The organism is Streptomyces sp. NPDC000941 (assembly GCF_053599555.1).
In genome coordinates, this window is the sequence record NZ_JBSFMM010000049.1 from 30,928 (window position 1) to 57,304 (window position 26,377).

Below are 26,377 nucleotides of genomic sequence, written 5' to 3' on the forward strand. Positions count from 1 at the left end.
TCTCAGCTGACGATGGGCGAGGCGATGACGACGGTGACGTCCGCCGGTTCGGTGTCGGTGCGGTAGACATGGGGGGCGTCGCCGGCGAAGGCGAGCAGATCGCCCGCCCCCAGCAGGCGCGGGCTGTCGGTGGGTCCGGCGGTCAGCCGGCCCGTGGCGACCAGCAGGTGCTCCACGGTGCCGGTCGCATGCGGCACGCCCGCCAGCTCGGTGCGGGCGGGCATCCGCAGCCGCCAGATCTCCAGGCTGTGGCCGCTGCTGATCCGGCGGAGCAGTTCCCGGCCGACCTCGTCCTCGGCGAGGCCGGTGCCGGCGACGAACACCGGGCCGGGGTCGGTGTCGCGGGTCAGCAGGTCGGTCAGCGGGATCCTGAGCGCGATGGCGAGCGCGTCGAGCGTCTCGATCGTCGGATTCCCCTTACCGGCCTCCAGCTGCGACAGCGTCGCCTTGCTCAGGCCCGCGCGCCTCGCCAGTTCGGAGCCGCTCATCCCGCGCTGTTCACGACGCCGACGGATCTGCGCTCCCACCGCCGCGGCGGTGCCACTCGTCGACTGCCCGGACGGCGGGGCCATCACCACACCTACTCTCCATAGCGTTAAACGTTATGTTCACTATAACGAACGAAGCTGATGAAGGAAGTGCGCCAGGGGCCTGTCCGGCGGATCTTCCCGGACAGGCCCCCGGTCCCGAGGAGGGCTCAGCGCTTGAGCGTGAAGGTGAAGTGGCCGGAGTGCTTGCCGCTCAGCCGGACTGCCGAAACGAGTTTCCCCTCCGTGATCAGTCTCTCGACCTCGGCCCGCGAAAGACCGCAACCTTCAGCGATCAGTCGCACCGGCCGGACAGGAATCCGCGCCGCAAAGCGGACCGAGACGTCGATCACCTCACGGTCCAGGTGATCCGATCCGCCGGTGTCGAGACGCCAGGCGTTGTCCCAGTCGAGGGCGATGCGATTACGGCGCTGCACGACCGGATCCTGGAGCAGCTCAGCTGTCAGGCCAGGGTCGTTGTCATGCAGCCGGTCCAGCAGCTCAGGTCGTACGGAGCGCACATTCATCCGCTCCAGGACCGTGAGCTTTGCAGTCTCCCCGCAAGCGGTACAGAGCACGAGGAGCCAGGCGTCGATGAGCTTGTGGTTCGCGTTGACGCGAAATTTACCGCTTGCCCGGAAGCGCTCGGACGCGCACGCGTGGCAACGGCGGCGAACGAGCGGCAGGCAGGTGGGCACGACCACCCAGTGGTTGAGCACAGAAGTACACCGGTTTCAGTGAGAAATCCGCAGCAAAAAGCAGCGCGGCGCATATGCGCGACGCGCGACAAATCAGCGCTCGGGAGGTCTCACACGGTGTACAACGGCACATCCTTGACCAGACGACTTGGTTCGGCAGGACGGTAGTGGCGCACAGCGGCACCGGTCCACTGGTTTACCCAGGGACGGACGCATACCGGCCCCCGCCTACCCCGCCCGTCTCAGCGCCACGGCGAAAGGGCACGGCCAGGTGTCTGTAGTCCCGCGGGGTCATCTCGTAGGTGGCCCGGAAAAGGCGGCTGAAGTGTGCCGGGTCGGCGAAGCCCCAGCGGGCCGCGATGGTCTGTATCGGTCGGCTCTTCAGACTCGGGTTGGCCAGGTCGTCGCAGCAGCGTTCCAGACGGCGGCGGCGTATCCAGGCTGCTGGTGACGTGTCGCTCTCGGCGAACAGCTGCTGGAGGTGGCGCAGAGAGATGTGGTGGGCGTCCGCGATCGTCTGGGGAGTCATATCCGGGTCGGTGAGATGCTGTTCGACGAAGATGTTGATCTGGGTCCGCAGGGCGTTTCTGCGGGTCTCCGGACTCAGCGCCGCCTCGGCATCCGTGCAGCGGGCGAGTGCGGACGCCAGGAGGTCCAGGGTGACCGAGGCGAGGGTGGGGATATCGGCCGGGGTGAACTCGCCGGCGCGCGCATTGAGGTCGGTCAGCCAGCGGGTGAACACCCCGCCCATGCCGCGGCGCCCGTTGATCGGGACGCCGAGGACAGACTGCGCCGTCTTTTCCGGCAGCGGCAGCAGTTTCCGAGGGAACTGCACGGTCATATGCGACCAACCGCCGCGGACGGCGTGAACATCGCCGTGATAGGGCCGGCTCGTATCCAGCACCACCAGGTCACCGACCTGCAGCGCGGTGTCACGTCCGGCCAGGGAGAGAGCTCCCTCCTGACCGAGAAGACAGTTGATCTGGTACGCATCGGGATCGTACTGCCGGATCAGCTTCGCCGTTCGCACGACCTCCAGATGCGAAAAGGAAATCGCGGAGACCTCCAACTCCCCCAAATGCAGAACTCGCATACTGGCACGGAAGTCATCCCGATCGTTGCTGCGTAATCGGTTGGGCACGTGCGATTGCGCGGTCACTTCACTGAACAGCTCAAACCGCTCCGGCGGCGCCACAACCTCCGTGCTGAACTCGGTCACCAACATGCCCCACGCCCCATATCCCCCGGTCACACCTACGGTTCTTCGGTGGTGGAACGACCATGCACGGCCGGGCTTACCGAGGCCTGTCATAAACCTTGAATCCGCTGGTGGCAGCGCGACGTCCCGCTGGGCGAGAGGCCGGCGGTCAGCAGAGCCTCACACGACCTCCTACCGTGGCGCCACGGCCACGAATACGCCCCGGGCAGCCGTTCCGTTCGGCCAGGCCCACCCGGCGACGAGGTGTCCGGACGACCTCTGCGCGGCCTCGGACTCCGCCTCCGCCTCGGCCTCCGCCGGCCGCAGGACGCGGTTGACGTGAACGTCAAGCCCGTCATCAGGGTCAGCGCCATGCACGGTGACGGTCGGGTCAGGGGTGTCGCTCTTGCTCTGGTGCTGCGGCACCGCCTCGCCGCGCAGGAGCGCGCCCAACTGCGCCATCACCACCGGGTCGTGGACGCCATCGTAGATCCACCGGGTACCGAGCACCCCGTGCTCAGAGGTGCCGATCAGCGCCTCGCCCGGGGCGCCCTCCAGCGCCGCACCGCGGTAGCCCATCGGCACCAGATACGCCACCGGCTCCTGCGCGGCGCCGTCCACCACGACCATGAACTCGATCCCGACCGCGCCCTGCGGGTCGTCCAAACGGAACCCACCGGCCTTCACCAGTTCCGGCGTTTCCGCGTTGCCCACGTACCAGCTCTGCTTCGGCAGCCACTCGCTGAGCAGTTCCAGCTTGGTGGGCGTCATGGTGGTGTGGTGGATGGAGGCCATACGAGCTCCCTCATACGTAGATCTGGACCCGTCCCCCAACGGGACGTGTCGAACCTACAAGAAACGGCTGTCCTTTCTCATGGGCCAACCGGGAGCAGCAGTCCCCCCGTGAGCCGGACGAGTTCACCGGCCGTGGTGGGGAAGATCGTGTGGGGAGTTCCACCGGCGGCCCAGACCCGGGAGTAGTCGGCCAGGGCTTCGTCGACCACGGCGGGAAGGGCGCGGGGGTGGCCGACGGGCGCCACGCCTCCGATCGCCTGTCCGGTGGCCTGACGCACCTGCTCGGCGGTGGCGCGCCGGAGCCTGCCACGTCCCCATCGGGCGGCGAGTGCGGTGGTGTCCACCCGGTGTCGGCCGCTGGTCATCACCAGCACGGGCTCATCGTCGGAGATGAACACGAGGCTGTTGGCGATCGCGCCCACGTCGCACCCCAGGGCTGAAGCGGCCTCGGCAGCCGTGCGCGCCGACTCCGTCAGCTCGCGTACCTGGCCGGCGATGCCGGCCGCGGCGAGGACGCGGGCCACCTGCATGCTGCGAACGGGCAGGGACGTACTTTCCTGGGGCGTCATGTGATTCCTCCGTGCAGCGTCGCACCATCGTGCGTTCCATATACAGAACGTTCTGCATGTGGAACGATAGATCTCGCGGGGCACCAGATCAACCGAGCCTCGGCGGCGAGAAGGGGTAGCCATGGATCTAGCCGCTCGCGTCGGCTTGCGCCTGCGGGAGTTGCGCGAAGCGCAGGATTTGTCACTGTCCGAGCTGGCGCGCAGGTCCGCCATCGGCAAGGGAACACTGTCCGAACTGGAAGGCGGACGGCGCAACCCCACACTGGAAACGCTCTACGCCCTCACGACAGCGCTCAAGGTGCCCCTCAGCACAGCGCTGCACGGGCTCGCGCTTCCCGCCGAGATCTCCGGTCGCGCCGTGGACGCCGTCCTCACCGAGCGATTCGAAGATGCCTCCGCGGTCACGGAAACCTACCGAATACGCATCCGCGCCGGAACGACACAGGAGTCCGCCGCCCACTCCCCCGGCACCACAGAGCACATCGTCGTACTCGCGGGCACCGCACGAGTCGGTGACCTATCCGCCCCTGTCTCGATCGGCCCCGGTATGCACGGGAGTTGGGCCGCGGACGTACCACACCTGTATCAGGCACCGTTCGGAGACGTCGAGGCACTGCTGGTCGTGCGCTACCCGCAGTGATGCACCAATCGACCGGGTCCGCTCTCGTTATCCCTCATGTCCACAGACGCAGTCATCGAGCAGGAGAGCACATTGGCCACCACAGCCCCACAAGGCGCCCCCTCCCCATCACCCAGGCCCGGTGCCATGCCCCTGCCCCCTGAGCTCGCTCCGGAGGCCGTCAAGAAGTGGCACTCGACCTCGGGGGCAGTGGTCGACCTGCTGGCCCAGGCGCGCGAGCTCGGCGGGGTCAGCGCGGTGCGCCTCGGTCCGCGCCCCACAGTGCTGGTCACCGACCCGCAGGCGGTGCATCACGTCCTCGCCCTGCACCCTGACCGCTACGTCAAGCGCTCCCATCGGGCCCGTGTGCTGGTGGGAGACGGGGTGCTCTCCGCCGTCGGGGAACCGTGGAAGCGTCAGCGCCGCCTTCTCCAGGCCCAGTTCACCGGAGCGGGGATCCGCCGCTACGAGCAGCGGATCGTCGCCGCCGCACGCCGCGCCGCCGACCGCTGGGCGGAGTGCGCACGTACCGGCACGCCGACCGATGTCGGCGAGGACATGCGCTTCTTCGCTCTGGACACCATCTGGCGCTCCCTCACCGGCCACCCCCTCGACGAGACCACGAACCGCGAACTCGCCGCGGTCGAGGCGGTGGGGGCCGCCCTACCGGCCACCCCCTCCGCGTCGGCCGACGTAGCCGAGCTGCGCGCCGCCGTGGCCGCGGACCTCGCGAGGATCGACGCCGTCGCCGAACACGCGATCGCGGCCGCCCGCCGAGGAGAGGCGGGGCCGGAAGGCCCCGGCCTGCTGCGCGTTCTGGTGGACGCCGGCCGGAACCACCCCGAGTACACCGACCAGCTGATCCGCGACGAGCTGGTCACCCTGCTTGCCGCCGGTCACGAGACCACTGCCACGACGCTGTCCTGGCTGTATCTGCTGCTCGACCGCCACCCCGAAGCCCGCCACTGGGCCCTGAACGCGGGCCCCGCGGGCTCACCCGAGCGCGAGAGGGCCATCCGGGCCCTCGCCTCGGAGACCCTGCGGCTCTATCCGTCGGGATGGCTGATCCCCCGTCACGCCACCGAGGACGACACCCTCGCCGGCTACCACATCGCGGCCGGCACCGACATCTTCGTATGCCCGTACCTCACCCACCGCGACCCGGCGCTCTGGCCCGAGCCCGAGCGATTCGCCCCCGAGCGGTTCACCACCCCGGACGAGGGCTGCCCCTCCGCCCGGCACGGCGCGTACTACCCCTTCGGCCTCGGCGCACGAGCGTGCCTGGGCGCGCAGTTCGCCATGCGCGAGATGACCGTGCTCCTGGAGCATCTGCTGCCCGCCTTCTCCCCCTCCTTCCACGCCACCCCGGCCTCGCCGGTCTTCGGGCTCACGGTCCGCCCCGACGGCCCGATGCCCGCCACCATCACACCCACTCCGGACGGCTCATAGAGCGCCCGGTCACCCGCGGGCCGGTTGGGCCGTCGGGTGTCGGGGCGTGCCTCGGCCGCGACGACCTTCCGGCCGTCCGTGGCGTGCTCACGTTCAAGGCGTTCGGCGTCGCCGGTCTGCCCGTGCACCTGGAGCAGCTGCTCCATGGAGGTGTAAAAGGGCTCGAGATCGTCATAGCTGAAAGGCCAGGCGCGCGAGACACCCATACCTGAGCCGAGGATCGGCCGACCTTCGCGCCACCCGTGACCAGCGAAACCCAGGCGTACCGCTCCGGTAGCATGTTCGGACTCACGACGATCGCCCTCATCGCCCGTCCCGCACCGGAAAACCGCACCATCCAGCACGATGAGTAACCTACTCAACCAAAACCTATCAAATCGGCCAAACAATTGACATCGACACCATCGCGGATATTTTCGCGAATAAACAACAGAATTACGTTCGCCGCGTTGCGTCAACCACGGGCGATACTGTGGGCCACGGCGGCCGTGGTGACCCTCGGATTCCTCATCACGCTGGAGATCGCCGCGCGTCACTACGGCCTGCCGGGCCCGATGACCACCCAGGCGCAAGAGGTGATATTCGCCCCCAAATCGGGGCCGCTGCTGTACGCCAGTATGGCATTGATGATGGTGGTGCTCACCTGGCGGCAACGGTTCATCGCGGCTGGTGTCGCGATCGGCATCGACGTCGTCTTCGTGCTGGTGCGATGGGCGGTTGGCGCCAAAATCACTGAGGGCCACCCCTTCGGCAACGGCGCGTTGTGGGTGATGCTGGGCTACGGGGTCATCGCTGTCACGCGCCGCACCGGCCGGGAGCGTGCCCTGCTGCTGAAGGGCGTCGGGCTTGGCCTGCTGCTGGTGGCCGGCCGCAAGACCGGCGACACCTGGCTCCTGATCACGTCGAAGACCCGCCCGACCGTGCTCGACGAGTACGTGGCAACCGCCGATCACGCGCTGGGCAACCCGTCGTGGGTGGTAGGCCGGATTGTCAGGGCCACCGACCCGATCGGCACCCACCTTCTCGACTGGGTCTACATACAGCTTGCGGTGGCCGCGGTCGTCGTCTCGCTGTACCAGCTGCGCCATGTGGCGGTCGAGCGCCGCTTCCCGGGCCACTATCTGGTGCGTACCTTTCTGGTGATCGGCCTCGTCGGGCCGGCCATCTACATGATCTTCCCCGTGGTCGGACCGATCTTCGCCTATGGCCCGGGCGCCTACGGCACCGGCGGCCTGCACTGGGCGGTGGCCGATCTGTGGCCGGACACGCCGCCGCCGATCGCCACCCCGCACCCGGTGCCGTACGACGCGATCACCCCGCGTAACTGCATGCCCAGCCTGCACACAGCGTGGGCCACCGCCATCTTCATTCACTCCCGCAAGGGCCCACGCATTCTGCGATTCGCGGGCACCTTCTGGCTGATCGCCACGCTCGGCGCAACACTGGGATTCGGCTACCACTACGGCGTGGACCTCATCGCCGGCGTGGTGTTCACGCTCACAATCGAGGCAGCTCTGCGCTCGCACGAACGCGGCTGGGACCGGTCAGGAATCCAGCTGGTCGCTTATGGCACAACGGTCTTCGCCGCGCTCTTGCTGTCGTATCGCTATCTGCCGATGGAGATGGCCGAATATCCGTGGGTGTTCGGACCACTTCTCATTCTGGCGATGACCTCAGTGATCTACGGCTACGTACGGACCACCAAACGGTGGGAACCGAAGGCCGCACCAGCGCCGCAACCGGAACGGCAACCCGAACTGGTCTGAGTCGTATCGCCGTTCAGCCCCAGGTGAGCGGGTCGAGATGAAGGTAGAAGCGCAGGCGGTCGTGGTCCAGCGCGATGCCGTACCGCTCGGCGAACGCCACGTCCGCTGCCCGTGCCTGCTCCTCGTCCGTCCATGTCTCCCGCGCATTGGCGAGCAGCAGTGCCAAGTCGGCGTAGCGGTCGGCCAGCCCGAGGCGGCCCAGGTCGATGAAGCCCGACACGTCCAGGGTCCGCGGGTCGAGGATGATGTTCGGCAGGCACAGGTCCCCATGGCAGACGACCGTGTCGGCGGCCTCCTGTTCCCGTCGCCGGGGTACCTGCCGGGTAACACGGGTCAGCAACTCCGCGGCGGGCGTGTGCTGCTGCTCGACTGGAAGAAACTCCGGGTTCACGGCGTCACGGGCCACAACGTCGCTCGCCACGGCGACCATGGCGTCCAGGCCCCGGCGGAATGGGCACTCCGACACGGGCAGCTCGTGCAGATGGCGGACCGCGTCCGCGATGCGTCCCCAGGAGACTCGCAGATCCCCAGCGGATATCTGATCGGCAGATATGCCGGAGACGGCACTGGTCACCAAGCAGGCGCCCGCGTCACCGGAGTACCAGTCGAGCACCCGCGGGCCCGGTACGCCCTGACCGCTCAGCCACGCGATCCGGTCGCGCTCGGCCTCCAGGTCGGCCGTATCCGCAGCGGGTACGCACTTGGCGTACCGGGTGGCGCCCGCACTGCGAAAGACGGAGGCTCCCGACTCGCCCGCGGTGACAGGCAACCAGTCGCCGCCACCCACGCCGAGCAGCACCGGCGATACGACCTGGGATCCGGAGTGATCGCTCATGGCGGCCACTCTAACCAGCCCGGCATGCCGGCGGCCCGGGACAGTTCCATGAGCCCGTCCACCGCCTCGGCAACCGGCAGTCCACCGAGCGCCGCGGCCTCCTCAGCCCCGAAGTGCGCACCGGGATACAGCGACAACAGCCGGAACAGCCGGGCCTGTCCGGCCGGCAGTCGGCTGTAGGACCATGCGAATACCGGTCGGACAGGGTCCGTCCGCAGATCCAGCGCCGACGGTCGCGGGGTGTCCTGCAGCCGGTCGGCCGGTTTTGACACCGGCATCCGTCGGTCCGTCACCAGCTGGCCCACGGCCAGGTCCAGCGCGAGCGGGAGCCGACCGCAGGCCATGGACAGCGCGCGGACCGCCTCCGGGTCGGCGGCCGCCCGACGGTCGTGCTCGTCCGCGGCCGCCAGCGCACGCTCCACGAACTCGACGGCCTCCGAGGGTTCGAACAGGCCCAGATCGTGATGACACGCCCCCGCAACCGCGCCGCCCGTCAGCCGGTGCCGGCCGACGACGACCGCGCAGTTACGGGGATGCGGCGGCAGCAACGGTTCCGCCTCGGCCGGCGAGGAAACGTTGTCCAGCACCACCAGCACCGGCTTCCCTCGCTTGGCGAGCGCGCTCACCGCGGACCGGTACTGGGCCACGCGGCCGTCGGCCGTCGCCGCGAGCTGCGACGCGGACACTCCCAGCGAGTGCAGCAGACCACCCAGCGCGGTGAACACAGCGGTCTCCGCCGAAGTTTCCGCGGCGCGGCCGAGATCCACGTAGATGCCCTTGACGTACCAGTAGCGCCCGACCGCCTCCCCGGCAGCACGCAGCCGTGCGCGTGGTACGCACATGGGGAGGCGTTCTCGAGGCCGTAGGAGCCTTAGGGGCCTTTCGGGGGCTGAGTCCGCCAGCAGCGCCTCAAGTTCGCGTACGCGGCCGACGAAAACACCGGCCCGGGCGGCAGACCGTCGGCCTCCCGGGAAGAAGCCGGGAAGGCGGTGACGAGAACACTGCTGGTGCCGCCCGTCTGAACGACCGGGCCAACGGCGCTCGGCGCGGCCCCGATCGCGCCCTGATCACCGCCTCCACGCACTCACTGTGTCGGGGCACCGCCCTCCCTCCCGGCGACGAAGACGCTGTCCACCGTGGCGAACTCGACGAAGTCGCGCGCCGTGAGGCCACCGTCCAGACCGCGCCGCACGGCGAACGCCGTACACATGGTGGCGAACATGTCCCCGCCCGCGGTCACGCATGTCCGCGATCGGGCGGCTGCCACGAGGTCCGGGCCCGGAGCGAGCAGACGATCAACCGCATCGAGCCGCCGCGCTGCAGCTGACGGGACCCGGCGTGTGGGGGGCGCCGAAGGATCCCGAGGACGCTCGGGCCAACAACACCCTGGTCGCCACGGAATACGGAACGACGCGTTCACGCCGACGCGCTGCGTCCGCCTTTGCGGACGCCGTTGCGCGGAATGCCAAAGGTCTGTGCGCCGACGGTCAATGACAGTCCGGAACTCCGGGGCGGAGAATCCTTGCCGTGGGTCGCACAGGGGGGACGCACAGCCACACACAGCCGCACACAATCCCGCCAAACCGCTTTCTTTGATTTCCCGAACCACGATCACCACACCCTGGCGCGGTCTTGTCGATGCCCCCTGGCCCGTGGCACGACTTCCACGGTGTCGCAGCTGAAGGAAGTATCGATGACGGACACTCCGGCTCTGATCGCAGAAGAATACCCGCTCGACGACAAACTCGCTCAGGTTCAAGAACAGCTAAAAGAAGACTTGGCGCAGGTCAGAGAGCGACTACGCGCTTTGGTAACCCCGCCACATCATAAAATTCAGGACCCGATCATGTATGCCGTGGAGCATACGGGTCGCCTTCTGCGGCCCACTCTCGTTCTGCTCTCCTCATATCTCCTCGAAGGTGAGACCGGCGCGGCCACGCACCACCGCGTGATCGATGCGGCCGCCGCCGTCGAGATTCTGCACATCGCGACTCTCCACCACGACGATCTGATCGACGATGCGCAGATCAGGCGCGGGCGGTCCACCACGAACGCGAAATACGGGGACGCCATCGCACTGCTCACCGGCGACTATCTCCTCGCCCGCTGTATGCAGGCCGCAGCCTCCCTCGGCACTTCGCGCATGATGTCCATGGCTGAAACGCTGATCGACGTATGCGTGGGGCAGATGCTCGAGTCCAGTCAGCTCTTCGACCCTCTTCGCACCGAAGAGGACTATCTCACCGCCGTCTCGGGAAAGACCGCGCGCCTGATGCGGACGGCCACCACGATGGGCGCACTGCAGTGCGATGCGAACAACGACGTCCACGATGCCTTGGAGAGTTTCGGTCACAACCTCGGCATGGCGTTTCAGATCTGGGACGACATCCTCGACATCTGTAGCGAGGAAACCGGAAAGCAAGTCGCCAAAGATCTGCTCAACGGCGTGTACACACTCCCGGTGATCTATGCCATCGAGGATTTTCCGGATCGCTTGCTTCCGACATTGCGCGAGCAGCCACTCTCCGCCGACCGGTGTCAGGAAGTTCTTTCCCTCATACATGAGTCCGGAGCGATCAGCCGGGCCGCGGATGTGGCACAGCGGCATGTGACGGACGCCCTGCGCGCTGTGGAGTCACATCCGTCCTTTGTCCATCGAGCGCCGATCATCGGGCGCTATTTGCGCAACCTGGTCGACCGGCTCGCATCCCAGCACCCCGCACTGCTGGCACAGCCCGACACCGCTCGTTCCGGTACCGCTCGTTCCGGCGGCGTTCGTTCCGACTCGGAGGCCCTTCCTTCGTATGGCACGACGAAGGCGCTGATCCACGACTGGCTGAACGGATACATCGCCCAACCGAACGACCGTCTCGGACGAGGCGGGGCCGTGTGCCCGTTCGTGGCGCCGTCGCTGCGGGCGGGGTCGTTGGAGATCCGGGTGCGAACGGTAGGGTCGGCCCCCGTCGTCGGGACCGTCATCGACATGGTCCGCCACACGCTCGACGAGTTCGAGCTGATCGAGTGGGAAGGCTCGAACCCGGCGTTACGGAGCCTGCTCGTGGCCATGCCCGATCTGGCGCCGACCGAGTGCCATCTGCTCGATGAAGCACATCGGGCCGTCAAGTCGGCGGCGGTGCGCCGAGGCATGATGATCGGTCAGTTCCACCCTCTCTGCGAGGAGCCGGCCGCGAGGAATCCCGGGCTTCCGGTCAATCGCTCACCGGTGCCGCTGGTGGCGATCCGGCCCATGGCCTTGCACGACGTTCTGTTCCTCAAAGACCGGAAGGAATGGTTCGAGGAGTATCACCGGCGCTTCGCCAGTCGTTACAAGCCCAGCAGCGACGCCATAGAGCCACTGTTCGTCGAGCTGTTTCAGCGCGCATGCGCGGAACACGGGGTCGGCGCATGAGCAACGGCAACAGCTACCCGGGCTTCAGCCGCGCGGATCTCGACCGGGAGTATTCGCCCAGCTCCGTCATCCCGAGCCTGCGGTTCTATCTGAACGAGTACGCCACCCTCAGCGCCACCGCGCACCACGAGCACACCCCGCTCACCGACCTCCGCTACGGCGCGTCTCCCGAAGCGCGGCTCGATCTGTTCCCCGTGGAGGGCGGCGCATCGGCTCTCGAGGTGTTCGTACACGGCGGCTACTGGCAGGAGGTCACGAAGGAGCAGTCAGCCTTCGCGGCCCCGGACTTCATCGCCGAGGGCATCGCGTTCGCGGCGCTCGGGTACGGGTTGGCGCCCGCTTACTCCCTGGATGAGATCGTCACGATGGTGTGCGAGGCCGTGGCATGGCTCCACGCCAACGCCCCTCGTTTCGGAATCGATCCACGGCGGATCCATCTCAGCGGAAGCTCCGCGGGCGCACACCTCGTGGCGATGGCGCTCATCCGGGACGACGCGCGGCGGATCGCGGGCGCCACTCTGCTGAGCGGCATCTATGACCTGGAGCCGCTGCGCCATACGTATGTGAACGACGCCCTGGGGCTGGATGCCGATGCCGCGCTGCGCAACAGCCCGATCCATCATCTGCCCGAGCGGCTTCCGCCGATCGTCATCGCCCGCGGCGGGGGTGAGACGGGGGAGTTCATCCGCCAGCACGACACCATGACGGCCTTGCTGCGGCGGCACCACGCAATCACCGAGCTCGTATGCCCGACGCGCAACCACTTCGACCTCCCCTACGACCTGGGGAATCCGCACACCGCACTCGGCAAGGCCGTGCTGACGCGCATCCATGACATCGAGGAGGGATAGCGTGCGCCCGAACGGCCACCAGCCCGCAAGCGACGGCGAGACCCCCTATGCGGCGTACGCCCGCATGGACACCCTGCTGTCGCTGCAGCATCCCAGGACCGGCGCCGAAACCGAGCCCGGCTTCATCATCCTGAGCCAGGTCAAGGAACTGCTGTTCAAACTCTGCCATACGGAGTTCAGCACGGCCCGCGACCACCTCGCGGCAGACCGGCTCGACCAGGTGCGGTGGACACTGCGTCGCGCCCGGCGCGTACAACGGCTGCTGCTGTCCTGCTGGGACGCCCTCGGCGCACTCACCCCCGGAGAGTTCGCCTCGTTCCGGGACGCGCTCGGCCCCGCGTCCGGGTTTCAGTCCGTGATGTACCGCCGGCTCGAGTTCCTGCTCGGCAACAAGAACCCCCAACTCCTCGGGCCCCACCAGAACACGTCGAGGTACGGCGAGGTGCTGGCCCAGTTGCATGAGCCGAGCCTGTACGACGAGGCCATCCGCCATCTGGCCCGGCGTGGCCTGGACATCCCGTCGGTCCACGCCGACCGCGATTTCTCGCTGCCGTACCAGCCGGACGAAAGGGTTGCCGCCGCCTGGCGGCTCATCTACGAGCAGCCCGGCCGCCACCCCGATCTGTTTCTGCTCGCCGAGGCGCTGATGGACACGGCCGACTTGTTCGCGCGCTGGCGCTACACCCATCTGGTGACGGTGCAACGGCTGCTGGGGAACAGGCCGGGCACCGGCGGGACCGAGGGGTCACCGTGGCTCGCCGCCATCGCGGAACACCGGTTCTTCCCTGAGCTCTGGTCGATCAGGTCCACCGGTGAGTGAGGGAGGTACAACGGCATGAGCACAGAGACCAAGGTGGCACGCGACACGGCCGCGGACCTCGATGCCGCCGACCCACTGCGGGCGTTTCGGCACGAGTTCGTCTGCCCCGAGCCGGAGACGATCTATCTCGACGGCAACTCACTCGGCCGACTGCCGACCGCCACCGCCGGTTTTCTGGGGCAGGTGGTGCGCGACGGCTGGGGTGCCGGGCTGGTGCGCTCCTGGGAAACCTGGATCAACTGGAGCCGGCGACTCGGCGACCGGCTCGCGGCCCACACACTGGGCGCCCGACCGGGCGAAGTGGTGATCTCCGACTCGACATCGGTGAATCTCTACAAGCTGGCCGCCGCGGCGCTGGACGCCAGGCCGGGGCGCCGGACGATCGTGGCCGACATCGACGACTTCCCCACCAACCGCTACATCCTGCAAGGCCTGACCGAGCAGCGGCGGCTCCGTCTGGTGACCTTGCGCTCCGATCCCGACCAGGGGCTCGACCTGGACGTATTGCGCCGGGCGCTGAGCGACGACGTGGCCCTGGTGGTGCTGTCGCTGGTCTCGTACCGTTCCGGAGCTCTCCTCGACATGGCGGCGGTGAACGGCGCCGCCGAGCGCGCCGGGGCACTCGTCCTGTGGGACCTCAGCCACGCCGCCGGTGTGATTCCGGTGCGACTCGGGGCGGCCCGGGCGGATCTCGCCGTGGGCTCCACATACAAGTATCTGAACGGCGGGCCGGGATCACCCGCCTTTCTCTATGTGCGGAAGGACCTCCAGCGACAACTGCGGCAGCCGGTCTGGGGATGGTTCGGACAGCGCGACCAGTTCCGGATGGGTGAGGTGTACGACCCGGTGGGCGACATCGACCGCTTCCTGGTCGGCACTCCCCCACTGCTCTCCCTGGCCGCGATCCAGCCCGCGCTGGACGTCATCGAGCGGGTGCCGATCGGCCGGCTGCGCGAGAAGTCCGTCCAACTGGGCGCATTCGCCGTCGAGTTGGCGGAGGAGTGGCTGGCGCCGCACGGCTTCCGGCTCGCCTCTCCACGCGACCCGGCCCGGCGTGGTTCACATATCGCGCTGGCGCACCCCGAGGCGTCCCGTATCTCCCGTGGCCTTCGCTCGGAGAAGAAGGTGATCTGCGACTTCCGTCCGCCGGATCGGCTGCGGATCGGGTTCGCCCCGCTCTACACCCGCTTCGTCGACGTCTGGGACGGCCTCGACCGGCTGCGCGCCCTCGTCGAGAGCCGCGGCTATGAGCAACTGCCCGTCGACATGTCCCGTGTGACCTGAGAGGGATGATCGGTGACCACCAAGAGCCCACTGACGAAGGACGACCTGGTCGGCATCCTGTTCGGCGCGGGCGCGTTCCAGATGCTGCACGCCGGCTGTGAGCTGGGGCTGTTCAGGCTGCTGCGACGGCGACCCGCGCTGTCCCCGTCACAGGTGGCGAAGGAGCTGGGCCTGGACGCGCGGCCGGTGCAGATCCTGCTGCTCGGAACGACCGCCCTCGGCCTGACCGTCCGGACGGACGGCCGGTACCGCAACGGCGGGCTCGTCGAGGAGCTGTTCCAGCAAGGCACCTGGGACATCTTCGAGGACCTTGCCGAGTTCCAGCAGAAGGTCACCGGCCCCGCCGCCCTCGATTTCGTAGCCTCGCTCCGGCAGAACACCAATGTCGGGCTGCGCCACATCCCCGGCGACGGCGACGATCTGTACCGGCGGCTGACCGGCCACCCCCAGCTGTCGCGGCTCTTCTACCGCTGTATGAAGTCCTGGTCGACGCTGTCGAATCCGATCCTGGTGGAGAACGCAGATCTCTCCGGGGTCGGAAACGTCCTCGACGTCGGCGGCGGTGACGGTGTGAACTCGATCGCGCTGGCCATGGCCAACCCCGGTGTCGCGTTCACCGTCTTCGATCTGCCCGGGACGGCGGCCATCGCACAGCACAAGATCCAGCTCGAGGGTCTGAGTGATCGCGTCGGCGTCGTCGAGGGCGATATGTTCGCCGATCCCTTCCCGACGGGACACGACTGTCTGCTGTTCGCCAACCAGCTCGTCATCTGGTCGCCCGAGGAGAACCGCTCGCTGCTGCGCAAGGCCTATGAAGCGCTGCCGGACGGCGGGCGGGTGCTGATTTTCAGCGCCATGTCCGACGACACCGGGGACGGCCCGCTGTACGCCGCACTCGACAACGTCTACTTCGCCACGCTGCCGACGGGGAACAGCGTGATCTACCACTGGGCGCAGTACGAAGAGTGGCTGGCCGACGCAGGGTTCTGCGAGGTGATGCGGCTGCCCGGGAAGACCTGGACTCCGCACGGCCTGATCGCGGCGAGGAAAAGCACGCCCGGCGCACCCGGAGGGGTGAAATGATGGACGTTGGCCTGGCTTTCTTCCCTGATGTCGACGAACGCGACCGCGGCGCCGCCGAGTATTACGCGCGCTGCCTCGACTTCGTCGAACTCGGCGACCGGCTCGGTTTTCAGCATGTGCGGATCGTCGAGCACTACTTCCGCAGATACGGCGGATACTCCCCGAACCCGATCGTCTTTCTCTCCGCCGCCGCTCAGCGCAGCCGTCGGCTGAAACTGATCACGGGTGCGGTGCTGCCCGCCTTCAATCATCCGCTCAAGCTGGCCGGCGAGATCGGAATGCTGGACGCCATCTCGGGGGGCCGTGCCGAGATAGGGTTCGCGCGGGCCTTTCTCCCCCATGAGTTCCAGCGGTTCGGCGTGGACATGGACGAGAGCCGGGGCCGCTTCGACGAAGGCATACGGGTCGTCCGGGAGCTGCTGGCCGAGGAGGAGGTCGCCCACCACGGAAGGTTCCACCACTTCCCGCCGACCACATCCCTCCCCCGGCCCACGCAACGGCCTCATCCTCCGCTGTGGATCGCCGCGCTGTCCTCGAAGGAGAGCTTCCGGCTCGCCGGTGAGCTCGGGTACGGCATCATGGCCCAGCCGGTGGTTCCCCATTCGCTCCGCGAAAACCTCGATGTCTACCGGAGCGCGTGGAAGGAGGCCGGGCACCCCGGCGACGGTCGCGTCATGCTCGCGTTCCATATGCTGTGCACGGCCGACGGCGAAACCGCGCGCTCCCTCGCTCGTGAACCGATCAATCGCTATCTGCGGATGCTGGCGGAGGCCGCGAGCGAATGGACCACCGGAGTCCGGAGCGCGGATTATCCCGGCTACGAGAAGATGATCGAAAAGCTGCGCCAGGACGACTTCGACCGGCTCCATGAGCGCGGCTCCGCGCTCGTCGGCTCACCCGACGAGATCACCACGATGCTGCTCGACTATCACGCGGCGTGCGGGGGTTTCGAGGCGGCCAGTATCCAGTTCTATTTCTCGGATATCGATCCCGAACTCGCACGCGGCTCGCTCGAATTGTTCGCCGAACATGTCATGCCAAGGCTTCAGCAGGCTTAGCCTGCGCCCTCCCGGATGGTGATCGTGTCAGGGCTCCGAAGGAATTTCATCACCGACTACGACAGTCTCGCCGATCGATGGTGGGACCCTCGGGGACCGCTTGCCCCGCTCGGCTGGATCGCCCGTGCCCGGGCCGATTTCGTCCCCGTACCCCAGAACAAACAGGCCCTGCTCCTCGATGTCGCCTGTGGGGGCGGCCTGTTCGGCCCGCATCTGGCCGGCAAGGGATACCACGTGATCGGCGTGGATCTGTCGGCCGCTTCGCTCTGCGAGGCCCGCCACCATGGCTTCCACGCGGTCGCCCAGGCCGATATCGCCGTGCTCCCCTTCGCCGACGAGTCGTTCGACGTGGTCACGGCGGGGCAGTGCCTCGAACACGTACCGGACCCCTTCGCGGTGGTGGGTGAGCTGTGCCGGGTCCTGCGCCCCGGGGGCACCTTGATCGTCGACACCATCGCCGACACCAGGGTGGCCCGGCTGGTGTCCATCACGATCGCCGAGAACCTGCCCGTTCCGGGCCGGCCGCCGCGTGGCACCCACGATCACCGCCTCTTCGTCAACCGGGCGCGGCTGACCCACGTCGCGCGAGCGCATGGCGTGGAGCTCGAACTGCTCGGTCTGCGGCCGCACTTCGGGGACGGGATCCGCTTCCTGGCGCGGCGGCGCGAGGAGGTCCGTATGGTCCGCACCAAATCCACCGCCGTTCTCTTTCTGGGTGTGGGGACGAAATGGTGACCGCTCAGCGGCGGCCGTCCCGAAGCGCCGTACGCAACTGGCTGATCGGGGCCCGGCTGAAGACCCTGCCCGCGACCTTCGCGCCGATCGCGGTGGGCACGGCGATCGCCCATTCGCTCGGCCAGGTGAGCTGGTGGCGCGCCGCGCTGACGGTGGTGTTCGCGCTCTGTTTCGTCATCGGCACGAACTTCCTCAACGACTACAGCGACGGCGTCCGGGGAGCCGACACCCACCGGGTGGGACCCGTTCGGCTGGTCGGATCCGGGCAGGCGGCGCCACGGCAGGTGCTGCGCAGCGGCATGGTGCTGTACGCCCTGGCGGCCCTGACCGGGGTGCTCATGGCCGTGACGATCTCGTGGTGGCTGCTGGCGCTGACGGCGTTCTGCGCGCTGGGCGGCTGGTTCTACACCGGCGGCTCCCGGCCCTACGGCTACCGGGGGCTCGGCGAGGTGAGCGTGTTCCTGTTCCACGGGGTCATCGCCGTATGCGCCACGGCCTATATCCAGCTCGGCCGGGTGCCGCTGCTCGCGCTCAGCGCGGCGATCCCCATCGGGCTGCTCGTATGCGCGCTGCTGGTGACGAACAACCTCAGGGACATCCCGACCGATGCCGCCGCGGGGAAGATCACCCTGGCGGTGCGGCTGGGCGACCGGCGGACCCGCAGACTCTACGTGTTCTGCGTCGAGACCGCCTTCGCGTGGGGGCCGGCCCTGGCCATGACACGGCCCTGGGCGCTGCTGGTGTTCGCCGCCGTTCCGTTCGCCGTCTTCCCCCTGCGCCGGGTGGTGACCGGGGCGCGCGGAGCCGACCTGATCGCGGCGCTGGAGCACACCTGTCTGCTGCTGCTCGCCTTCGGGGCCCTGCTGGCGATCGGCCTCGCCCGATGACCGCCCGGAGGGGAACACCGGTGGCGCCGGTGACTCCGGAGCACGAAGTGGTGGTGATCGGCGCCGGGTTCGCCGGTATCGGCGCGGCGATCGGACTGCGGCGGGCCGGTATCGACGACTTCGTGGTGGTGGACGAGCAGGAGGGTGTCGGTGGCACCTGGCATACCAACAGATATCCGGGTGTGGCCGTGGACATCACCGCGTTCTCCTACTCTTTCGCCTTCGAGCCGGTCCCGTCGTGGTCTCGGGTCTTTCCTCCCGGAGCGGAGCTGAAGGCGTACGCGGACCACTGTGTCCACAAGTACGGCATCCGGCCCCATCTGCGGTTGAAGGCGAAGGTCACGCGGGCCGAGTACCGCGGGTCGGAACACCTGTGGCAGCTCTTCCTGGGGGACGGCACCTCGATCACGGCGCGGTTCATCATCTGTGCCACCGGGTGGCTCACCCGGCCGAAGGCGCCCGATATCGAGGGACTGGACCGGTTCAAGGGCGATGTCGTACACACCGCGGCATGGGATCCGTCCTTGGACCTGGCCGGCCGGCGCGTGGGCGTGATCGGCACCGGGGCATCGGCGGTGCAGGTGATCCCGGCGATCGCGCCTCGGGTGGCGCGGCTCCATGTCTACCAGCGCACCCCGATATGGCTGTTCCCGAAGCCGGACTTCGCGCTGCCCGCGGCCGTCCGCCGGCTGTTTCGGACCGCTCCGTGGACGCAGCGGACGGTACGGCTGCTCACGGATGCCGTGACCGAGCTCAGCTTTGTGATCGCCATGGTTCACCACCGTCAGTTCCCCTTTCTGGTGCGGGCCGGGGAGGCGGTGTCCCGGCTCTATCTGCGCAGCCAGGTCAAGGGCGACCGTGCGTTACGGAAAAAGCTCACGCCCGCGTACGCGCTGGGCTGCAAGCGACCGTCGTTCGCCAAGGGCTATTGGCGCACCTTCACCCGCCACAATGTCGAGCTCATCACCGAAGGCATCGAGCGGATCACCGAGACCGGCATCCGCACGGTGGACGGCGGAGAGCGAGCACTCGATGTGCTGGTGCTGGCCACCGGATTCCATGTCCTCGAGAATCTGCCGCCCTTCCCGATGCACGGCACCGATGACCGTGATATCCGGGAATTCTGGCGGACCGAGCGTTTTCAGGCGTACGAGGGAAGTTCGGTCAAGGGCTTCCCGAATCTGTGGTTCATCGTCGGGCCGTACTCCTTCACCGGTGGGTCCTGGTTCGGCGCGATCGACTACCAAGTCATGCATGCGCTGCGAGTGATTAAGGAGGCCCGGCGACGGCGCGCCACGGAGGTGGTGATCCGGCCGGAGAAACATGACAGGTCGTTTGAGGAAACGCTCCGCCGACAGCGGAACACCATCTTCGCCAGCGACAGATGCAGGGGGTCGAACAGCTATTACTTCGACGGGCGCGGAGACGCACCGGCCGTCCGGCCGGCGACGACGTACGAGGCCGCTCGGCGCGCCAGACGCTTCGACCTCGACGACTACCGCTACGACGTGGTCGGCTGACATGCGTGACAGGGACCGCGCACTGTGCCTGTTCTACGGGCTGTTCACCGTCGGCGGCTTCCTGGTCATGACTTCGCTGATCGTCGCCTTCGTACTGGAACACCGTGAGGACGGCCTGTTCGGGGTCGTGGAGGACTTTCTGCGCGACGCGATGACCAATGCGGCGTCCCGGCTCATCTACGCGGATCTGACGCTCGTGTGGATCGCGCTCGCGGGATTCATGGTCGTCGAAGCGCGGCGGCTCGGGATCCGGTACGTCTGGGCGTACATCATCGGCGCCCCGCTGCTGGCGCTGTGCGTGAGCTTCACGCTCTTCATGTTCATCCGCCAGTTGAAAATCGCGTCCGCGGCGAAGGGCGCCCCAACCGCATCCGCACGGCTGTCCGCGGAATCACGAGAGAAAGGCAGCGATGACCACTGACGCCATCGAGTTCACCGAATTCACCGAAAATATCGAACGCTCCCTGGCCCTGGCCGTCGGCGCGCTCCAGCGGCGCCAGGACCCCGCCGGCTATTGGAAGGGGGAGTTCGAGACCAGCCTGATCGGCGAGGCCGCCGAGGTCATACTGCAACATTTTCTACGGCTGTCGGATGACGCTGTGACCACCGCCGCCGCGAAGACGATCCTCGGCGAGCAGTCGGCCACGGGCGGCTGGGCGAGCTATCACAAGGGGCCGGACGAACTCCTGCTGTCCGTCTTCTGCTATGTCGCGCTGCGACTCGCCGGTCATGACCCCGACGAACCGGCGATGCGCGCGGCGGCCGAGTCGATCCGTGGCAACGGCGGCGTCGAGGCGGTCGACAATCCGACGATGCTCGCGTGGCTGGCCCTCATCGGGCTGTGGCCGTGGCGCGACATCCCGCTCATCCCGCCGGAGCTCGTCCTGCTGCCCAGCAGATTTCCCGGGAACATCTACCAGATCGGCGCCGCCGCCCGTGGCGTCGTCGTCGCCAACAGCCTGTTCATGGCGCACCGCCCGGTCACCCCGGCCGGATTCGACATCAAAGAGCTGTTCGCCCGGCCCGTGGCCACCGCCCGGCAGCTGCCGAGGCCCCGCGCGGTACGGATCGCGACCACGCTCAGCCATTGGTACGCCCGCCATCCGATCGGCTTCCTGCGCCGCCGGGCGATCCGCAAGGCCGCCAAGTGGCTCGTCCGCGCCCAGGAGCGGGACGGCAGCTGGGGCGGCAACTGGCCGCAGACCGCGAATGTCGTGGTGGGCCTGGACGCCGTCGGCTACCGGCAGGACCATCCGGTCGTCGAGTCGGCGATGGCGGCGCTCGACCGGTACGTGGTCACCAGGAACGGGCAGCGCCGGCTGGAGATGTGGACCTCGGTGGTCATGGACACCTCCCTCGCCATGTCCGCGGCCGCCATGACGGGCGACCCCGACGCGAGGTCCGCCGCCGAGCGGTCGGTGCGCTGGCTGCTCACCAGCCAGGTCACCGAGCTGGGCGACTGGGCCGTGCTGACCAAGGACCCGGTCCCCGGCGGATGGCCGTACGAGTTCACCAACGACGCCAACCCCGACACCGACGACACTTCTTTCGCGGTGGCCGCGCTGCGCCGGCTCCACCCGCGCGGCACCAACCCGGCCGTCGACGACGCCTGTGCGCGCGCCTGCCGGTGGATGCTGTCCCAGCAGAGCAAGGACGGCGGCTGGACGGCCTTCGAACCGATGCGCTGGCAGCTGCCGGGACGCGACGCACTCGCCCGGATCGGATTCCTCGAAGCACCGTCCGCCGATATCACCGGGCATGTGCTGGAGGCGCTGGGCGCCGATGGCAGGGCGCACACTCCCGCCGCCCGCCGCGGCGTCGCATGGCTGCGCCGCAACCAGCGTCCTGACGGATCGTGGCCCGGCTGGTGGGCCTGCTACCACCTGCACGGTACGAGCGCCGCGGTCACCGGACTCACCGCCTGCGGGGTCCCGGGCACCGACCCGACCGTGACCCGGGCGTGCGCCTGGATCGTCGCACACCAGCAGGACGACGGCGGCTGGGGCGAGGACATCCGCGCGCTGCACGATCCTGCGTGGATCGGGACCGGCGACAGCACCCCCTCCCAGACGTCCTGGGCGCTGCTGGCGCTGATCGCCGCCGGACGTGCCGACAGCGAGCCGGTACGCGCCGGCCTCGACTTCCTGATCCGCACCCAGCAGGTCGACGGTGACTGGGCAGAACCGTGGCACACCTGGGTCGTCCACCACGACGGCCTGTACTGGCGGGACACCCTGCTGCGCCTTGTCTATCCGGTCATGGCCATGTCGGCCTACCGGGCCGGTATGGGCGGATCGGCCCGCATCGATGGAACATCCAGCGCCGACGGAACGGAGTGGCGATGACGAGTGTGACCGTGATCGGGGGCGGCCTCGCCGGGATGACGGCGGCGTGGACCATCCGCAGGCTCGGAGTGCCGGTGCGGCTGCTGGAAGCCGCACCGGAACTCGGCGGAATGGCCGGATCGCGAGTGATCGACAACCGGGTCGAGGACCACGGAGTGCATATCTTCCCCGCCTGGTACGGCAATGCGCTGCGCCTCGTCGAGGAGCTGGGCATCGTCGACAACCTGCGCGAGTGCGACAACTTCTACCAGTTGATGCCGGGTGAGTTCCCCACCTTCCGCACCTTCCGGTCGCTCTTCACACTGGAGGACTTCGTCAAGGACATCCGGTCGGGGGTCACACCGGCCGCCGACCGGCTGCTGTTCTACTACGGGCTGATCGATCTGCTCGCCCAGCGGTACGAGGGCCACGACGAATCCTTCCACGACTTTCTCCACAGCCGCTGGTATCTGACCGACACGGCCATCGCCGACATCGAGCACCTGTTCGTCGCGTCCAGCGCCGCGGAGAGCCGGGCCTCGTCGGCGGCGGCCTTCCGCGGCAGCATCGCCGCGTTCTCCGGGCAGCCCGGTCGCATACGGATGCCGAAGGGCGATCTGCACACCTGGTTCATCGGCCCCTTCCGTCGGCGCCTGGAAGCCGATGGCGTCGAGGTCCGCACCGGTGTGGAACTGCTCGAGGCCTCCGTGGCCGGCGATCGTCTGGACACCATCACGGTGCGCGACGGGGACACCGCGGTCGAGGAGGTCAACGGACACCTGGTGCTGGCGGTCCCACACGGGCGCCTGTCACGGCTCGGCCCCGACGTCACCGGTACGTTGCAACCGCCTCATGGGGTCAACGAGTTGCGCTCCCGTCCGCTCGGGGCGCTGCACATATATCTGCGGCGGCGATTGCCGGGGCTGCCGGACGAGCACATACGACTGGTCGGCTCGCGCCATGCCATCACCCTCATCGACGTCGGTCAGGTCTGGGAAGGCCACCGCACCACCCTCCTCAACTGCGTGGTCGGCCGTGTCGCGCGGCTCGCGGAGCTGTCCGAAACCGAGGCGGTCAAGGTCCTGGTGGAGGAGCTGATGAGCTATGTGCCGACGCTCACCTGGGACGACATCGAGCATGTCTGCTATCAGCCGCACTTCGCGGAGCCGTTCTTCGCCCCGGGGCCGGGCTCCGACCAGTACCGGCCGGTGAGCTCGACCGCACTGGCCAATCTGCACATCGCCGGGGACTTCTGCGCCGCCCCGCCGGGCGTGGCCGGTATGGAAGGCGCGGTCCGGTCTGGGCTGGCCGCCGCCGAGTCGGTCCGTCGGGCGCTGCGTCCCGACGCCCCGCGGGTGCGGATCCACGACATCAGCACGGTCAACCCCTCGGCCGCCCGTGGCCTGCGGGTGGCGCTCGCCCCGGTCGCCGCGGCCGTCCGGTTGCTGGCCAGGCGGCCACGGGGACGTGGGTCGGCGGCCACCGCCGAGCACGACCTCGGCGGGCAGCCGTAGACCTCAGATCGCAGGGCCAGGTGGCGGCGGCTCGTCCGCGGGGTGCTCCTGGGCGGGGGGTGGTGGCGGCTCCGCTGCCGCCAGGGTGGCCGGCATCATGCCGGGTTTGCTGTTGACGTAGGTGGTGAGCCGGTGGACCTGCCGTTCCAGGGCCCTGATCCGGTCCACGATGTCCTCGGGCAGGTTCGCCATCAGTCTGTCTCCTCCAGATACAGATCGGCGGTCTCCGGGCGTCCCCGCTCGGGGGCGGTGACCTTGATGCCGACCACGCGATAGCGGGCGTCCAGGCCCTCGGAGAACCACACGTCCTTGATCCGCAGTCGCACGGTCGTGCCGAGCAGCGCGGGCGTGGTGTCGGAGCCGAGACGGATCCGGACCGAGGGGATGACCACCGGGCCGCGCAGGGCGGCGAGTTCGGAGCGGGCGAACGCGTCGAGCGTCGCCCTGTCGGTGACGTTGCTGTGGTCGGAGGTGGTGTCCAGCCGGGGGAACCCGGCCGCGATCAGGTCCTGGGCCACCTGCTCCCCGGACAGGACCGGACCGCTCGCCCCGCCCTCCGGGGTACCGCCCCTGGCCCGCGCGGTCGTCCCGCCGCGCGTGGCGTCGCGGGGGAAGGCGTACGACAGCACATCGCCCGGCAGGTCCAGCATCACGGGCTGGCTGCCCACCTGGATCTTCGGCGAGCCGAGCTGGAGCAGCTTCACCCGCCGTCCCGTCACCGGATCCCGGTACACCGCGATCCGGTACTCGAAGCCGGGCTCCATCGCCGCCAGTTGCCCGATCGCCTCCTCCACCAGGGTCTCGTCCCCGTCGCGGTAGGCCACCGTACGGGACACGGTCGGGGCCGTCGTCTCGTACTCCACCCCGATGCGGCCGCCCTCGGCCCCCTGCATGTACTCCCACAACCCACGGACGATCTCCAGATGGTCGACCGCGGAGAAGTTCAGGTTCGCGCGGATATAGCGGCGGCCCGCGTACGAGTCGAAGGTGGCCGCCTGCAGCCCGACCGTCGTGCTGCCCCGGTCGTCCGTGGCCGGGGTCAGGGTCCATACGATGCCACCCCAGCACACCTCGTCCCCGCGCTCCAGATAGACGGCGGTGCGCCCCTCCACCAGCTCCCGGACGCGCCGGGCCATCCGGGCGTCGGGCACCGGCAGGGTCGCGCTGAGCGATCCGGGTTTGCCGAGGTAGTCGTCGTACTCCACGCCTTGCAGCGGCAGCACATCGATGGCCTGGTCGGTGCGCAGATCGGTGAACACGGCGCGGTAGCGGGCGTCCACGGCACTCACGCCACGGGGTCGATGCGGATGAAACGGTTGTCGAAGTGCGCGCGCGTACCGGCGACGGAGGACCGGTAGGTGGCGGTCGCGGTGTAGACGGCGCCGGGGGTGAGGTTGCCCACCGGGAAGCAGGTGGAGATGGATGCCCTGGCCGGGCCGACGAGGATCGCCGCGCGGTCGTCGGAGGGGGCGAGCACTTCGGTGCCGCTCTGCAGCCTGATCCTGAAGGAGATGTACGCGGTGGTGTCCCCGTCGGCGGCCGAGAAGGCGCCGAAGGTGAGGGACACCCAGCGCGAGGGCGGGGCGGTGAAGGTGGCGACGAGGGGGACGGTGGTATCGATGGGAAGGACCTCGACATACGAGGTGGAGGTGGTGCCGCCCCAGTCCGCGGTGTGCATCAGCACCGCGTTCGGAATGAACTTCGTCCACTGGGCGCCGTCCCAGCGCTCCAGCCGGCCGCCCACGTCACGGTACTGCCCGACGTACGCCCCGTTGTGCGGCGCCCCGCCCACCGCGGGGACGATGCCGCCCAGCGCCGCGGTGTAGCGGCGGCGGTCGGTGATGGCGGAGGCCCAGGTGATGCCCTTGGCGGCGGACGCCCCGGCGGGAACGGCGATCTCGTAGAGGAGTTCGGCGTTCTTGGGCACGGCCGGGGCGGTGGGGGAACCGGCCGGGGTGCCCTGAAGGAGTTCCAGGGTGGCCTCGTACTTGCCGAGGCCGTCGTAGTCGTTGTCGTAGACCCGTACGACCAGCGCGTCCACGCGCGGCAGGCTGGCGTGCCCGTCGGCGACGGTCAGCAGGGTGTCGGAGTCGACGGTGACCGGGTAACCACCTTGCGAACCGGTGGACGTGCCCGCGATCCACACCTGCCCGGGAGAGAGTTTGGCCTGCATGCTGGTGGCTGCGGTGCCGGTGAGCTGCAGCCCGCCGAACACACACCCGGCGCGGGTCAGCAGCGGCCCGGCGGACGCCATGCCGAGGCCGACTGCGAGCCGGGTGTCCTCGCGGGTCTGGCCGGTGGGCAGATGCCAGGCGGAACGAACGGTCATAGAACGGCTCCCATGGTGATCACAGGGCTTCTGTGTTTCTCGTGTGGGTGTGTGGTGTGTGGCGTTGTTCATGCGCGCGGAGTGGTGAGCCGTGGCGGTGCCACGGC

At 68.5% G+C, this 26,377-nt stretch carries 26 protein-coding genes; 15 read left to right on the plus strand and 11 right to left on the minus strand.

The features are described from left to right. Positions 1-2: 2 nt before the first annotated feature. The 5 genes from ACWDSL_RS18105 to ACWDSL_RS18125 form a co-directional block, all read right to left on the minus strand. A complete protein-coding gene (locus ACWDSL_RS18105) occupies positions 3-572 on the minus strand; it encodes a helix-turn-helix domain-containing protein (RefSeq protein ID WP_450486440.1) in 570 nt (189 codons plus the stop codon). A 125-nt stretch (positions 573-697) separates the two neighbouring features. Continuing rightward, positions 698-1,246: a DUF1062 domain-containing protein gene (locus tag ACWDSL_RS18110; RefSeq protein WP_450486442.1), complete on the minus strand. Its 549-nt coding sequence runs from the start codon at positions 1,244-1,246 to the stop codon at positions 698-700. Between the two features lie 175 nt (positions 1,247-1,421). Continuing rightward, the gene (locus ACWDSL_RS18115) at positions 1,422-2,450 is read right to left on the minus strand and encodes an AraC-like ligand-binding domain-containing protein (RefSeq protein WP_450486444.1); all 1,029 of its coding nucleotides are present in this window, start codon (positions 2,448-2,450) and stop codon (positions 1,422-1,424) included. Positions 2,451-2,615: 165 nt separating this feature from the next. Further along, complete coding sequence (locus ACWDSL_RS18120) at positions 2,616-3,218, minus strand: maltokinase N-terminal cap-like domain-containing protein (protein ID WP_450486446.1); 603 nt, start codon at positions 3,216-3,218, stop codon at positions 2,616-2,618. Positions 3,219-3,295: 77 nt separating this feature from the next. After that, on the minus strand, positions 3,296-3,787 hold the full coding sequence (locus ACWDSL_RS18125) for a YbaK/EbsC family protein (RefSeq protein WP_450486448.1): 492 nt from the start codon (positions 3,785-3,787) through the stop codon (positions 3,296-3,298). Between the two features lie 121 nt (positions 3,788-3,908). Here ACWDSL_RS18125 and ACWDSL_RS18130 point away from each other — a divergent pair, with 121 nt between their 5' ends. The 3 genes from ACWDSL_RS18130 (at position 3,909) to ACWDSL_RS18140 (ending at position 7,621) form a co-directional block, all read left to right on the plus strand. After that, the gene (locus ACWDSL_RS18130) at positions 3,909-4,427 is read left to right on the plus strand and encodes a helix-turn-helix domain-containing protein (RefSeq protein WP_450486450.1); all 519 of its coding nucleotides are present in this window, start codon (positions 3,909-3,911) and stop codon (positions 4,425-4,427) included. A gap of 126 nt (positions 4,428-4,553) precedes the next feature. Further along, positions 4,554-5,855: a cytochrome P450 gene (locus ACWDSL_RS18135; protein ID WP_450486452.1), complete on the plus strand. Its 1,302-nt coding sequence runs from the start codon at positions 4,554-4,556 to the stop codon at positions 5,853-5,855. Positions 5,856-6,289: 434 nt separating this feature from the next. After that, positions 6,290-7,621, plus strand: a complete 1,332-nt coding sequence (locus ACWDSL_RS18140; protein WP_450486496.1) for a phosphatase PAP2 family protein — start codon at positions 6,290-6,292, stop codon at positions 7,619-7,621. Between the two features lie 13 nt (positions 7,622-7,634). Here the strand turns inward: ACWDSL_RS18140 and ACWDSL_RS18145 are convergent, their stop codons facing one another. From ACWDSL_RS18145 to ACWDSL_RS18155, 3 genes are all read right to left on the minus strand, one after another. After that, positions 7,635-8,456, minus strand: coding sequence for an APH(3'') family aminoglycoside O-phosphotransferase (locus tag ACWDSL_RS18145; RefSeq protein WP_450486454.1), 822 nt, complete (start codon positions 8,454-8,456; stop codon positions 7,635-7,637). Then, a complete protein-coding gene (locus ACWDSL_RS18150) occupies positions 8,453-9,298 on the minus strand; it encodes a hypothetical protein (RefSeq protein WP_450486456.1) in 846 nt (281 codons plus the stop codon). The genes ACWDSL_RS18145 and ACWDSL_RS18150 overlap by 4 nt, the downstream gene beginning before the upstream one ends. A 242-nt stretch (positions 9,299-9,540) precedes the next feature. Further along, positions 9,541-9,696 (minus strand): hypothetical protein, encoded by a 156-nt coding sequence (locus tag ACWDSL_RS18155; RefSeq protein WP_450486458.1) that lies wholly within the window; start codon positions 9,694-9,696, stop codon positions 9,541-9,543. Positions 9,697-10,149: 453 nt separating this feature from the next. Between ACWDSL_RS18155 and ACWDSL_RS18160 the strand changes: the two genes are divergently transcribed. The 12 genes from ACWDSL_RS18160 to ACWDSL_RS18215 are packed head-to-tail and all read left to right on the plus strand — an operon-like array spanning position 10,150 to position 23,941. Next, positions 10,150-11,865: a polyprenyl synthetase family protein gene (locus ACWDSL_RS18160; protein WP_450486460.1), complete on the plus strand. Its 1,716-nt coding sequence runs from the start codon at positions 10,150-10,152 to the stop codon at positions 11,863-11,865. Then, a complete protein-coding gene (locus ACWDSL_RS18165) occupies positions 11,862-12,716 on the plus strand; it encodes an alpha/beta hydrolase (protein ID WP_450486462.1) in 855 nt (284 codons plus the stop codon). Before ACWDSL_RS18160 ends, ACWDSL_RS18165 begins: the two co-directional genes overlap by 4 nt. A gap of 1 nt (position 12,717) precedes the next feature. Next, on the plus strand, positions 12,718-13,536 hold the full coding sequence (locus ACWDSL_RS18170; RefSeq protein ID WP_450486464.1) for a tryptophan 2,3-dioxygenase: 819 nt from the start codon (positions 12,718-12,720) through the stop codon (positions 13,534-13,536). A 15-nt stretch (positions 13,537-13,551) separates the two neighbouring features. Next, positions 13,552-14,820, plus strand: coding sequence for a kynureninase (gene kynU / locus ACWDSL_RS18175; protein ID WP_450486466.1), 1,269 nt, complete (start codon positions 13,552-13,554; stop codon positions 14,818-14,820). 12 nt (positions 14,821-14,832) lie between these two features. Continuing rightward, a complete protein-coding gene (locus tag ACWDSL_RS18180; RefSeq protein ID WP_450486468.1) occupies positions 14,833-15,903 on the plus strand; it encodes a methyltransferase in 1,071 nt (356 codons plus the stop codon). After that, positions 15,903-16,961: an LLM class flavin-dependent oxidoreductase gene (locus ACWDSL_RS18185; protein ID WP_450486470.1), complete on the plus strand. Its 1,059-nt coding sequence runs from the start codon at positions 15,903-15,905 to the stop codon at positions 16,959-16,961. The genes ACWDSL_RS18180 and ACWDSL_RS18185 overlap by 1 nt, the downstream gene beginning before the upstream one ends. A 24-nt stretch (positions 16,962-16,985) precedes the next feature. Continuing rightward, the gene (gene ubiG / locus ACWDSL_RS18190; protein ID WP_450486472.1) at positions 16,986-17,696 is read left to right on the plus strand and encodes a bifunctional 2-polyprenyl-6-hydroxyphenol methylase/3-demethylubiquinol 3-O-methyltransferase UbiG; all 711 of its coding nucleotides are present in this window, start codon (positions 16,986-16,988) and stop codon (positions 17,694-17,696) included. Further along, positions 17,690-18,583, plus strand: coding sequence for a 1,4-dihydroxy-2-naphthoate polyprenyltransferase (locus tag ACWDSL_RS18195; protein WP_450486474.1), 894 nt, complete (start codon positions 17,690-17,692; stop codon positions 18,581-18,583). The genes ubiG and ACWDSL_RS18195 overlap by 7 nt, the downstream gene beginning before the upstream one ends. A gap of 20 nt (positions 18,584-18,603) precedes the next feature. Further along, complete coding sequence (locus tag ACWDSL_RS18200) at positions 18,604-20,103, plus strand: flavin-containing monooxygenase (protein ID WP_450486476.1); 1,500 nt, start codon at positions 18,604-18,606, stop codon at positions 20,101-20,103. Between the two features lies 1 nt (position 20,104). After that, the gene (locus tag ACWDSL_RS18205) at positions 20,105-20,524 is read left to right on the plus strand and encodes a DUF2834 domain-containing protein (RefSeq protein WP_450486478.1); all 420 of its coding nucleotides are present in this window, start codon (positions 20,105-20,107) and stop codon (positions 20,522-20,524) included. Beyond that, the gene (gene shc, locus ACWDSL_RS18210; protein ID WP_450486480.1) at positions 20,514-22,448 is read left to right on the plus strand and encodes a squalene--hopene cyclase; all 1,935 of its coding nucleotides are present in this window, start codon (positions 20,514-20,516) and stop codon (positions 22,446-22,448) included. The genes ACWDSL_RS18205 and shc overlap by 11 nt, the downstream gene beginning before the upstream one ends. Beyond that, positions 22,445-23,941: an FAD-dependent oxidoreductase gene (locus ACWDSL_RS18215; RefSeq protein ID WP_450486482.1), complete on the plus strand. Its 1,497-nt coding sequence runs from the start codon at positions 22,445-22,447 to the stop codon at positions 23,939-23,941. The genes shc and ACWDSL_RS18215 overlap by 4 nt, the downstream gene beginning before the upstream one ends. 3 nt (positions 23,942-23,944) lie before the next feature. Here ACWDSL_RS18215 and ACWDSL_RS18220 read toward each other — a convergent pair whose 3' ends face one another. From ACWDSL_RS18220 to ACWDSL_RS18230, 3 genes are read right to left on the minus strand one after another with little or no spacing between them, the layout of a single operon-like run. Further along, a complete protein-coding gene (locus ACWDSL_RS18220; protein WP_450486484.1) occupies positions 23,945-24,133 on the minus strand; it encodes a hypothetical protein in 189 nt (62 codons plus the stop codon). Next, positions 24,133-25,230, minus strand: a complete 1,098-nt coding sequence (locus ACWDSL_RS18225) for a hypothetical protein (protein ID WP_450486486.1) — start codon at positions 25,228-25,230, stop codon at positions 24,133-24,135. Before ACWDSL_RS18225 ends, ACWDSL_RS18220 begins: the two co-directional genes overlap by 1 nt. Next, a complete protein-coding gene (locus tag ACWDSL_RS18230; protein ID WP_450486488.1) occupies positions 25,227-26,270 on the minus strand; it encodes a hypothetical protein in 1,044 nt (347 codons plus the stop codon). Before ACWDSL_RS18230 ends, ACWDSL_RS18225 begins: the two co-directional genes overlap by 4 nt. Between the last annotated feature and the right edge of the window lie 107 nt (positions 26,271-26,377).

Excerpts from the sequence above, each read along its gene's own strand:
- ACWDSL_RS18220 (WP_450486484.1), bottom strand. The coding sequence starts at position 24,133 with ATGGCGAACCTGCCCGAGGACATCGTGGACCGGATCAGGGCCCTGGAA.
- ACWDSL_RS18115 (WP_450486444.1), bottom strand. The coding sequence starts at position 2,450 with ATGTTGGTGACCGAGTTCAGCACGGAGGTTGTGGCGCCGCCGGAGCGG.
- ACWDSL_RS18120 (WP_450486446.1), bottom strand. The coding sequence starts at position 3,218 with ATGGCCTCCATCCACCACACCACCATGACGCCCACCAAGCTGGAACTG.
- ACWDSL_RS18105 (WP_450486440.1), bottom strand. The coding sequence starts at position 572 with ATGGCCCCGCCGTCCGGGCAGTCGACGAGTGGCACCGCCGCGGCGGTG.
- ACWDSL_RS18130 (WP_450486450.1), top strand. The coding sequence starts at position 3,909 with ATGGATCTAGCCGCTCGCGTCGGCTTGCGCCTGCGGGAGTTGCGCGAA.
- ACWDSL_RS18185 (WP_450486470.1), top strand. The coding sequence starts at position 15,903 with ATGGACGTTGGCCTGGCTTTCTTCCCTGATGTCGACGAACGCGACCGC.
- ACWDSL_RS18165 (WP_450486462.1), top strand. The coding sequence starts at position 11,862 with ATGAGCAACGGCAACAGCTACCCGGGCTTCAGCCGCGCGGATCTCGAC.
- ACWDSL_RS18205 (WP_450486478.1), top strand. The coding sequence starts at position 20,105 with ATGCGTGACAGGGACCGCGCACTGTGCCTGTTCTACGGGCTGTTCACC.
- ACWDSL_RS18135 (WP_450486452.1), top strand. The coding sequence starts at position 4,554 with ATGCCCCTGCCCCCTGAGCTCGCTCCGGAGGCCGTCAAGAAGTGGCAC.
- kynU (WP_450486466.1), top strand. The coding sequence starts at position 13,552 with ATGAGCACAGAGACCAAGGTGGCACGCGACACGGCCGCGGACCTCGAT.
- ACWDSL_RS18145 (WP_450486454.1), bottom strand. The coding sequence starts at position 8,456 with ATGAGCGATCACTCCGGATCCCAGGTCGTATCGCCGGTGCTGCTCGGC.
- ACWDSL_RS18150 (WP_450486456.1), bottom strand. The coding sequence starts at position 9,298 with ATGTGCGTACCACGCGCACGGCTGCGTGCTGCCGGGGAGGCGGTCGGG.
- ACWDSL_RS18125 (WP_450486448.1), bottom strand. The coding sequence starts at position 3,787 with ATGACGCCCCAGGAAAGTACGTCCCTGCCCGTTCGCAGCATGCAGGTG.
- shc (WP_450486480.1), top strand. The coding sequence starts at position 20,514 with ATGACCACTGACGCCATCGAGTTCACCGAATTCACCGAAAATATCGAA.
- ACWDSL_RS18215 (WP_450486482.1), top strand. The coding sequence starts at position 22,445 with ATGACGAGTGTGACCGTGATCGGGGGCGGCCTCGCCGGGATGACGGCG.
- ACWDSL_RS18230 (WP_450486488.1), bottom strand. The coding sequence starts at position 26,270 with ATGACCGTTCGTTCCGCCTGGCATCTGCCCACCGGCCAGACCCGCGAG.
- ACWDSL_RS18195 (WP_450486474.1), top strand. The coding sequence starts at position 17,690 with ATGGTGACCGCTCAGCGGCGGCCGTCCCGAAGCGCCGTACGCAACTGG.
- ACWDSL_RS18160 (WP_450486460.1), top strand. The coding sequence starts at position 10,150 with ATGACGGACACTCCGGCTCTGATCGCAGAAGAATACCCGCTCGACGAC.